The sequence below is a fragment of the Streptomyces sp. NPDC051662 genome, assembly GCF_040681655.1.
Taxonomy (GTDB): Bacteria; Actinomycetota; Actinomycetes; order Streptomycetales; family Streptomycetaceae; genus Streptomyces.
On record NZ_JBFAZD010000056.1, the window covers coordinates 1 to 10,640 of the forward strand.

The 10,640-nt window shown below is 72.0% G+C and carries 5 protein-coding genes; 4 read left to right on the forward strand and 1 reads right to left on the reverse strand.

Going from position 1 to position 10,640, the window contains the following annotated elements:
• The coding region (locus AB0M67_RS41275; RefSeq protein WP_365753331.1) for a histidine kinase at nt 1-1,078 on the reverse strand (1,078 nt) is incomplete at its 3' end.
• Nucleotides 1,079-1,357: 279 nt separating this feature from the next.
• Between AB0M67_RS41275 and AB0M67_RS41280 the strand changes: the two genes are divergently transcribed.
• The 4 genes from AB0M67_RS41280 to AB0M67_RS41295 all read left to right on the forward strand — a co-directional run.
• A complete protein-coding gene (locus tag AB0M67_RS41280; RefSeq protein ID WP_365753333.1) occupies nt 1,358-2,176 on the forward strand; it encodes an ABC transporter ATP-binding protein in 819 nt (272 codons plus the stop codon).
• 5 nt (nt 2,177-2,181) lie between these two features.
• Nucleotides 2,182-4,950, forward strand: coding sequence for an ABC transporter permease (locus AB0M67_RS41285; RefSeq protein ID WP_365753335.1), 2,769 nt, complete (start codon nt 2,182-2,184; stop codon nt 4,948-4,950).
• Nucleotides 4,951-5,176: 226 nt separating this feature from the next.
• Nucleotides 5,177-6,586, forward strand: a complete 1,410-nt coding sequence (locus tag AB0M67_RS41290) for a serine hydrolase domain-containing protein (RefSeq protein WP_365753336.1) — start codon at nt 5,177-5,179, stop codon at nt 6,584-6,586.
• Nucleotides 6,587-6,817: 231 nt separating this feature from the next.
• The coding region (locus tag AB0M67_RS41295; RefSeq protein WP_365753337.1) for an amino acid adenylation domain-containing protein at nt 6,818-10,640 on the forward strand (3,823 nt) is incomplete at its 3' end.

The window sequence follows — 10,640 nt, forward strand, 5'->3', positions numbered from 1 at the left end:
CACCGCGGCCGTTGTCGGCCACGATGACCCTCAGTATGCCGTTGCCCCGGGTGAAGCGCACCGACGCCTGGGTGGCCCCCGAGTGCTTCCGGATATTGGTCAGCCCCTCGGCCACCACGAAGTACGCCGCCGCCTCGACCGCGGCCGGCAGCCGGAAGGAGTTCTCCACCGAGCCGAGTCCCATCTCCACCGGGATCTCCGAGGACGCGGCCAGCGCGCGGACCGCGCCGGCCAGCCCACGGTCGGTCAGCACCGGCGGATGCACCGTACGCACCACATGACGCAGATCCGCCAGCGTGCTCTCCAGGCCCGACTGCGCCTCGTCCAGCCGGGCCAGCGCGGCGTCCGGGTTCGTCCGCACCAGCTGCTTGGCCAGCCCGATCCGCATCGACAGCGCCACCAGCTGTGCCTGTACGCCGTCGTGCAAGTCCCTCTCGATACGGCGCAGTTCGGCGCTGTGGGCCTCCACCGCGCCCGCCCGGCTCTCCGACAGCTCCGCGATCCGGTCCACCAGCCGTGCCGACGGCTTCGGACGCAGCAGCGCCGCGCTCCACGCGGCCTGGGTGTCCGCGAGCGTGCCGAGCCGGTGCAGCACCAGCGGGGTACGCGGCTTGGCGGGCGTGCCGTACATGTCCTCGCGGCGCTGTGCGACGGCGCCGCCCACCCCCATGTTGAGCCCGTCCACCACCAGACCGACCACCCACACCAGGATCGCCACCACACAGAACAGCAGGGTGATGAGGATCTGCAACGGCAGCCAGCGCGCGTCGCGCCAGGTGCCGGGGTCCGTCAGTGACAGCCGCAGCCGGTCCGCGGGCACACCGTCGAGCGGCAGATACTGCTCGGCGACCGGCGTCCGGAGCCGGGTACCGGCCCGTACCCGCTCGTATCCGGCCAGTCTGCGGAGTAATCGCACGAGATCGGGCCAGGCCGGAGCGCCGATGATGAGCGCCATGAAGATCAGCCCCAGCGGTACGGCGGCGGCCATCAGAAAACACATCGACGCCACGGGCAGGGCGAGCACCAGATAGTACGTGTCGTGCCAGGAACGCTGGAGCTGGGTGGAGAAATCACGCACGGCGGGCTCCCTGGGGGCAGGACGGTCGTCCGGGGCGGGACGGGCGTCCGCGGACGACGGCCCCGGGGATCACGGTAATCCGAACAGCCCGCGCGCGAGGTACGTCCGTCACCCCAGCCGGGGTGACGCAGGCTGAACCCCAGGACGGGTGTGCGCTCCATCGTGCCGGAGCCGTCCCCTCCGTACCGTTCTCAACAGGATGAACAAGCCATCCGGCGGGGCGGTCGGCCGGTCGGCACGAACACGGCCTCGGCCGTACAGCCTGGAAGGCGCACACACATGGTCAGGCTTCGCACGGGGAAACGTGCCACGGCGAGAAGCGGCACCCGAGGGGCCTCGAACAGTGGCGCTGCCCACCCCGCGGCGGCGCTGACACTTGACTCGGTCACGCGCCGCTACCGGCGGGGCGGCACCCCCGTGAACGCCCTGGACGGAGTCAGTGTGACCGTCGAACGCGGTACGTTCCTGGCGGTCATGGGCCGCTCCGGCTCCGGCAAGACGACCTTCCTCCAGTGCTCCGCCGGCCTCGACCAGCCCACCTCCGGCACGGTACGGCTCGGCGACATCGACCTGTCGCGGCTCACCGAGTCCGCGCTCACCAGGCTGCGCAGGGAGCGGATCGGCTTCGTGTTCCAGGCGCTCAATCTGGTGCCCTCGCTCAGTGTCCGGGAGAACACCGCGCTGCCCCTGCTGCTGGCCGGTGAGCGCCCCGACAGCCCCGCCGTACGTGAACGCGCCCTCCAGGTACTGGAGTCGGTCGGGCTCGCCGACCGGGCCGAGGACTCGCCACTGCGGCTCTCCGGCGGTCAGCAGCAGCGGGTCGCCATCGCCCGCGCGCTGGTCACCAACCCCGCCGTGATCTTCGCGGACGAGCCGACCGGGGCGCTCGACCCGGTCACCGCGCGGGATGTGCTCGTCCTCCTGCGCGACGCGGTGGACCGGCAGGGGCACACCGTCGTGATGGTCACCCATGACGCGCACGCCGCGTCCTGGACGGACGAGGCCCTGTTCATCGAGGCGGGGCGGATCGTCGGCCGGCTGCCCAGCCCCGAGGCGGACACCGTGACCCGGATGCTGACAGAGCTCAGGGAGGGGTGAGGAGCATGCCGATCGGATCCAGTACGCTCCCCGGCGCCGACCCGGCGCGGCCATCCGGCCCGGACGAGCTGGCCCGTAACCACGACAGCCCGGCCCGCACACGCCATATCGCGCGCTTCCTCGCCGACCGCTCGATGCGGACCCACACCAGGGCGTGGACGGCGGTGTTCGCGGCCCTGCTGCTCACCTCGCTCGTGCTCAGCAGCTTCGGTCTCGCCGTACTCTCCGCCGCCCTCGGCCACGCGAGCGTGGAGCGCTACGGCGCCGCCGCGGCGGTGGTCGCAGGCGACCAGGAGACGCGCTACACCGCCAAGCCCTGGGGATCCAAGCAGCAGACGCAGACGGCGGCGCTCACCGAACGGGTACGGGTGCCGCGCTCGGTGCTGCCCCGGATCGAGGCCGTCCCCGGCGTACGGGCGGCCATCGCCGACGACACCTTCCCGGTCGCGCTGACCCGCGCCGACGGCTCGCTCGTGATCGGCCCCGACAGCGACTCCGGCGCCTCCCCGGTCTACGGGCACACCTGGCGCGCCGCCGCGCTCGCGCCGTTCACCCTCCGCGACGGCCGCGCCCCGGCGGGTCCGGACCAGGTCGTCCTCGACGGTGACCTCGCCGAACGGGCCGGTGTCCGGGTCGGCGACGACGTACGGCTCCAGTCCACGGACACGCCCGAGACCTACCGCGTCTCCGGTATCGCGGCCCCCGGGGGACGGGCCGACGACAGCGGACTCGGCAACCAGGGCACCGTCTTCTTCAGCGACGAGCGGGCCCGGCTCCTCGCCGGGCACCCGGAGACCACCGACGCCATCGGGGTGCTCGCCGACCCCGGCGTCAGCGCCGACACGCTCCACCCCCGGCTGCGGGAAGCGCTGGACGGCGCGCGGCCGGCCACCAGCGCCGCCGCCGACGCACGCTACAAGGACGACAACACCTCCCTGCGCGTCCTGACCGGAAACGGCCGCGGCGAACCGGAGTTCGTCACCTCCGCCCCCAGCCGGATGAGTCTGCTGGCACTGCTCGGGTCGGTCTGCGCGCTCGTCGTACTGATCGCCCTGCTCGTGGTCTCCAGCACCGTCGCCCAGGCGATCCACCAGCGCTCCCGCGAGATGGCGCTGCTGCGCGCGGTCGGCGCGACCCCCCGGCAACTGCGCGCCATGGTCGGCCGCGAGGTCAATGTGGTGGCCGCGACCGCCGCCGTGGCCGGCGCGATCGGCGCGGCGCCGGTGTTCCTGGCGCTGATCAAGATGCTGCGGACGCGCGGCGCCGTGCCGATCGGGCTCGAACTCCCCGCCCCCTTCTGGATGTACGCGGCCCCGCTGGCCACCGGCGCTCTGACGGTGCTCGTGGCCAGGATCGCCGCCGCGATCGCCTGTAGCCGTATCGCCAAGGTGCGCCCCGCACAGGCGATGGGCGAGGCCCAGAGCGAGGCCGAACAGTTCGGCCGCGGCCGGGCCGTCACCGGCGTCGTGATGCTGGTCCTGGGGTGTGGTGCGGCCGGCACGGCGGTCCTCCAGTTCGGGGAATTGGCCGCGATGGCGGCCAGCACCGCGGCCGTCTGCCTGGTCATCGCGTGCGCGCTGCTCGGGCCCTGGATCGCGTGGGGTGCCATGCGGGTACTCGGTGTGCCCGCGGAGCGGCTGGGCGGTGCGGGCGGCTATCTCGCCGCCGCCGCGTCCCGGGCCAACTCCCGCAGGCTGGGCGCCGCGATCACCCCGATCGTGCTCGTGGTGGCCTTCGCCGGGGTGCAGCTCTCGGCCGGGGCGACCCTCGACACACAGGGTGGCCGACAGGCGGGCCAGGCCATGCGGGCCGAACTGGCCATCACCACGGACGGGCCGGGGATCCCGGACGTGACGGTGCGCCGCGTCAAGGAGGTGCCCGGGGTGGCGGCGGCCACCGGAGTGCTGCACAGTACGGTCGTACTGGCCCGCAAGGAAGCCGGGGAGCCGAGGCTGGACCGGCTGCCGGTGATGGCCCTGGACCCCGCGGCGCTGCCCGCCACCATCGATCCGAAGGTCACCTCGGGCGATCTGGACGACCTGCGCGCGGGCACCGTCGCCGTGGGCGAGGAGCGGGCGCGCTCGCTGGACCTGGACGTCGGCTCGAAGGTCACCGTGCGCTACGGCGACGGCGCGAACGTGGCGCTGACGGTGGCCGCGGTGTACGAACGGTCCCTGGCGCTCGGTGACTTCCTGTTCGCCCCCGCCGAACTGGCGCCGCACATGGCCACGCCGCTCAACACGCGCGTCCTGCTGAGTGTGACCCCCGGAGCCGCCCCCCAGGACGTGACAGCGGCGGTGCGGGAGGTGCTGTCGGGCGCCGCGCCCGGCGCGACCGTCGCGGAGCAGCCGAAGGGCGAGCATCTGCGGACCGAGGACCGCGGCGTCGGCCAGGTCATCTCACTGGTCGCGGTGAGTGTGATCGGCGGCTTCACGATCATCGCGGTGCTCAGCACGCTCGTTCTCATCATGGTCGGCCGCCGTCAGGAGGTGATCCTGCTGCGCCTCGTGGGCGCGGGCCGGCGGCAGATCCGCTGGATGCTGAGGATCGAGGCGATGACCGTGGTACTCGTGGGGCTGGTGGTCGGTACGGTGACCGCGCTCGTTCCCCTCCTGGCCTTCAGTCTCGCGACGACCGGCTCCTTGCCCTACATGCCGCCGTCCCAGGCAGGACTGGTGGTGCTGGCCGTGGTCGTCACCGCGGGGGCGGGGTACTTGCTGCCGCTGAGGTCCGTGCTGCGCAAACGGCCGCCGACCGGGGTCGGCCGCGGCTGACAGATGAAGACGAGGCGGGGGTCAGGAGGCGGCCCCCGCCCTTGAAAGACTTGGTGATCAGGCCTCTGGGCTGGGTGTTTACAACAGCACTTAAATCCTTGTTCGAGCCTTCACCTCTGCTGAAGAATCCTTTTCGTGCGGTCGACTGCGCGTAACCGAAGCGGTCGGCCGCCGTGCCGCGCGGTACACGCCGGACTTCGCACAGTGAAGAAGGAGCTTGTTCGCAGTGTTGGGGATCATCGCGGAAGAGAAGGTCAGTGGCGCTCCCTTCAGCCTTCCCCTCGACCGTCTGGGCTGTCTGGGCAGCCTCGGCGAGGAGCACGGAGTGGTCGGCGGACAGCTGGCGGTGTACCACCAAGGAACCCTGCGCACCTGGGAGTTCGGCGAGGAGGAGTACGGCGGCGGACGCCCCGTGCACCGCGACTCCGCCTTCCCCTACGGCTCCGTCACCAAGGCGCTGACCGCGGCCTCCGTACTCCAGCTCGTCTCCGACGGCGACCTCGACCTGAACCGTCCGGTGCGCACCTGGCTCGATGAACGGGGTGCCGCCGAGGGCCACCCGGGACTCGGCGCCACGCTCCGTCAACTCCTCAGCCACACCGCGGGGTTACCGTCCGACCACGACGACGGGGACGCCACCTCGCTGCGCCGCTGGCTCACCGGCTTCCTGGCCACCGGCCCGGCGGACGCGCCCGCGCTCTGGCCCGCCCCCGGCTCCTTCTCCTACTCCAACGTCGGCTACGGCATCGCGGGCCGTGTCGTCGAGGCCGCCACCGGACTGACCTGGTGGCAGGCCGTACGCGACTACCTGCTGGCACCGCTGGGCACCGGCATCGGCCTGCTGCCCGGCACCCCGCAGGACGGCGAGCCGGTCCGCGCGGTGTCCGGACACACCGCACACACCACCCCCGGCGGCGACCGGGTGGTGCACTCGGTGCGCTGCTCCGCCGACGCGGGCTTCACCCCCGCGGGCGGCCTCGCCGGCAGCGCCGCCGACCTCGTACGCTTCGCCCAACTGCACCTGGACGACCCCGGTGACCTGGACAGGGACGCCGTGGCCGACTCCGAGACACTGCGCGAGATGGCCCGGCCCGTCGCCGGTGCGGAACCCTTCGGGCTGGCCGACGGCTGGGGTCTGGGCCTGGGCCACTTCGGTCCGGCGGAGGACCGCTGGCTCGGCCACGACGGAACGCTGGACGGCACCACCTGCCAGCTGCGTATCCACCCGAAACGGGGGACCGTGGTCGCGCTGACGACCAACTCGGCCACCGGACAAGGGCTCTGGGAGGCGGTACTCCGCGAACTGCGGTCCGCGGGCCTCCCCGTCGGTGTCTACAGCGTGGTGCCGCCGTCCCCCGGATCCACGGCGGGCTTCGCGGACTGCGCCGGCACCTACCGCAATGGCGACCTCGCCGTGACGGTCAGTCTCGACGACCGCAACATACTGCTGGAACTCCCCAATGGCGCGCGGGACTCCGCCGCCTCCCACAGCGATCTGGTCTTCTCCAGCCGACCGGGGGACGCGGGCGTGTTCCTCGGCAGGTTCCTCAAGGACGCGACCACCGGGGACATACGCGTCCTCCAGTACAGCGGCCGTACGCTGCTGCGCCAGCCGGTCGCGGCTCAACCACACTGAGCACCGCCGTGCCCGGCCGCGCCAAGCGGCCGGCCACGGCGGGTCAATCAGCCGGCGAACACACAGAGGGCAGATGCGCGCGCCACCGGAGCGCATCTGGCGGTCACGCACGCACCGCATCGTCACTCAGGGTGAGTGGACGGGTGCGTTGGGTGCTCGCTCTCCCCTCGGATCGGTATCCCGCACGCGGCACAGGCCACCCTCCCTCTCGGCGCTCCATGGGGTCTCGACATGAACTCAGACAACAACTCCCTTACGCACGGCCGTCGGACAGCCGGTGACCGCACCCTGCACGGGCTGTTCGAGAGCCGGGCGGCGCGCCGACCCGACCACACCGCCGTCGAGTGGGGCACGGTCCGGCTCAGCTACGCCGAGGTCGAACGGCGCGCCAACCGACTCGCGCACCTGCTCGCCGCCCGGGGTGTGCGATCCGAGACCCGGGTCGGCGTCTGTCTGCGGCGCGGCCCCGAGCTGATCGTCTCGCTGCTCGCCATCCTCAAGGCGGGCGGAGCCTACGTACCGCTCGACCCCAACTACCCCACCGAGCGGCTGTCGTTCATGGTGGAGGACGCCGGGATCGAGCTGGTGATCAGCGACGGCGGGCCGGGGACACGGCCGGACAACGCTCCCGACACCCTGTTCCTGGAGAGCTTGACAGGGGTGGTCCCTGACGGCCCCGATACCGCGCCTGACGTCACCACGCACCTCGACAACACCGCCTACATCCTGTTCACCTCCGGATCCAGCGGCACCCCCAAGGGCGTGGCGGTCACCCACCGCGGCCTCGGGAACCTCGCGCTCGCCCATGTGGCGGCGCTGGCCATCGACGAGGACAGCCGCGTCCTCCAGTTCGCCTCGCCCAACTTCGATGTCTCCATCGCCGACCTGGTGCAGACCTGGTACGCCGGCGCCACGCTGATCCTGCCGGAGAGCCCCACCCAGGCCGTCGGTGAGGCGCTCGGAGCCCTGCTCGCCGACGCGGCCGTCACCCACACCATGATGCCGCCGTCCGTGCTGGCCACGGTGGCACCACCGATCGAGCTGCCACACCTGCGCGCGTTGGCCACCGGCGGCGAGAACTGCCCGCCGGAACTGGTCGCCCGCTGGGCCGACGGCCGGCGGATGATCAATATGTACGGCCCCACCGAGGCGACTGTCACCGTCACCCTCAGCGATCCGCTGACCCCCGAACTCACGGTCGCGCCCGGCATCGGCCGGGCCATCGACGGCGCCCGGGTCATGGTCCTGGACGAGAAGCTGCGACCGGTGCCCGAGGGCGGTACCGGCGAACTGTGCATCGCGGGCGACGGCCTCGCCCGGGGGTACGTCAACCGCCCCGGGCTCACCGCCGAACGCTTTGTCGCGGACCCGTACGGCCCCCCTGGATCCCGGATGTACCGCACGGGCGACCTGGTCAGACTCGGGCCGGCAGGCGAGCACGAGTTCATCGGCCGCGCCGACGGCCAGGTCAAGATCCGTGGCCTGCGCGTGGAGTTGGGCGAGATCGAGACCGTACTGACCGAGCACGAGGCAGTCCTGCAGTCGGTGGTCACCCTGGCGGGGAACGCCGGTACGGACCAACTCGTCGCCCACTACGTCCCGGTGCGCTCCGAGGCGGATCCGGGCTCCGCCGAGCTGCGCCGGCACACGTCGGGCCGACTGCCCGTCCATATGGTGCCGACCGTCTACCTCGCCCTGGAGCGGCTACCACTGACACCCAACGGCAAGGTGGACCGCAGGGCGCTGCCCGCGCCCGGTGACCTTGTCGGCGGCGCGGACCGGGCCGAGTCCACCCCGTACGCGGCACCGCGCACCGCCCTGGAATCGGAACTCGCCGAGATCTGGGAGGACGTGCTCGGCCGGACGCGGATCGGTGTGACGGACGACTTCTTCGCCATCGGCGGCGACTCCATCTCCGGTCTGCGGATGGCCTTCCAGGTCGAACGCCGGCTCGGCCTCACGCCCACCTCCACCGCGCTCTTCGACCACCCGACCATCGCCGCGTACGCAGGCTACGCCGCGGGGCTGACCGAGAGTGGCAGCGGCAGTGGCAGCGGTGGCGGTGGCGGTGGTGGCGCCGGGATGGCGGCGGGGGCCGGGGCGTCGATCGTCCGCGCCGACCGGAGCGGGGCGCTGGTGGCCTCGTCCGCGCAGCAGCGGCTGTGGTTCCTGGACGCGTACGAACCGGGCGGGGCGGCGTACAACTGCGCCACAGCGCTGCGGCTGACCGGCGAGCTGCGGACCGACGCGCTCGCCGCCGCGCTGAGCGCGCTCGTCATCCGGCACGAGCCGTTGCGTACCACCTACACCGAAGTCGACGGCCAGGTGCTCCAGATCATCGGTGACCCGGCACCGGTGCCGCTGCCGGTCACCGATGTCCCGGGGGACGACCACGCGCGACGGCTCGACCGGATACTGCGTGCGGAGGTGTCCGCGCCCTTCGACCTCGGGTCCGGTCTCGTACTGCGCGCGCTGCTGGTACGGACCGCGCCCGACGATCAGCTGCTCGTACTCACCGCGCACCATATCGCCGCCGACGCCTGGTCGATGGAGGTGATCGCGCGGGAGCTGGGCGCGTTGTACGCGGCTGCTTGTGCGGTGGGGTCCGTCGATGCGGGTGCGGGTGCGGGTGCGGGTGCGGGTGCGGGTGCGGGCGCGGGCGCCGGCCAGGGCGCGGGTGCGGAGGCTGTGCTTGAGGCCGCCGGGCTGCCTGAACTCGCCATCCAGTACGCCGACTTCGCCGCGTGGCAGCGTCACCGGCAGGGTGAACCGGAGGTGGACGAGCAGCTGGCCCACTGGAAGCGGGAGCTGGCCGGTGTCATGCCGCTGGAGCTTCCCACGGACCGGCCGCGCCCCGCCGTCCGCACCTCCGCCGGTGCACGACGGCTGTTCGACGTGCCGGCCGGAACCGTCCGGGGACTCACCGCCGTCGGCCGGGCACGGGGCACCACTCTCTTCGCGCCGCTCGCCGCCGCCACACAGTTGCTGCTCGCCCGCTGGTCGGGCCGGCGCGACATCGTGCTCGGCACCGCGAGCGCGGGCCGGGACCGCGCCGAACTCGCCGACCTCGTCGGCTTCTTCGTCGATACGCTGGTGCTGCGTGCGGATGTGGACGAGGCGCTGACCTTCGCGCAGTTCACCGACCGCGCGCGGGAGAGTGTGCGACAGGCGCTGGACCACGCACTGGTGCCGTTCGACCGGGTCGTGGACGCCGTACTCCCCGAACGTGACCCGAGCAGGCCCCCGCTCATTCAGGTCATGCTCGTCCTGCAGAACGCCCCGGCCGGGGTTCCCGAACTGCCGGGCATCCACGCCTCGACCGTCGAACTCCCGCGTGAGGCGGCCCTGTTCGACGTCACACTGGAGTTCTGGCACAACGCCGAAGGCGGCCTCACGGGATCCGTCGAGTACAGCACCGATCTCTTCGACCCGGCCACGATGGACCGCCTCACCCACACCCTCGGCACACTGCTGGGCGAACTGGTCGCCGCTCCCGACCGACCGATGGCGGAGGCCGGCACGCTGGACCCCGAGGAGACCAGGAGACTGCTGGAGGGGTGGGGGCGGGGTGAGGAGCAGTCGGAGCGGTTGACGCTGGCGGGGATCTTCCGTGCTCAGTTGGAGCGGACTCCTGATCTGCCTGCGGTGATTACTGATGAGGTGACGTTGACGTATGCGGAGTTGCATGGTCGTGCGGCGCGGTTGGCGCGTTTTCTGATCGGTGCGGGGGTGCGGCCTGGGCAGCGGGTGGCGGTGGCGTTGGAGCGTGGTGTGGAGTGGCTGGTCGCGTTGTTGGGTGTGGTGCATGCGGGTGGTGTGTATGTGCCGGTGGATCCGAGGTTCCCTGCTGAGCGGTTCGCGCACATGCTGGCTGATTCGGGCGCGGTGTTGGTGCTTGCCGAGTCGTCTCCAGGCGCAGCATTGCCCGGTGTCGCCGGGGTGCGGGTTCTGGAAGTGGGTGCTTTGGCTGGTGAGTTGGTGGGGTTGTCGTCGGTTGTTCCTGTGGTGTCGGTGGATGTGCGGCAGCCGGCGTATGTGATTTATACGTCGGGTT

Coding starts and splice junctions, on each gene's coding strand:
- AB0M67_RS41280 (WP_365753333.1), top strand. CDS start 1,358: ATGGTCAGGCTTCGCACGGGGAAACGTGCCACGGCGAGAAGCGGCACC.
- AB0M67_RS41285 (WP_365753335.1), top strand. CDS start 2,182: ATGCCGATCGGATCCAGTACGCTCCCCGGCGCCGACCCGGCGCGGCCA.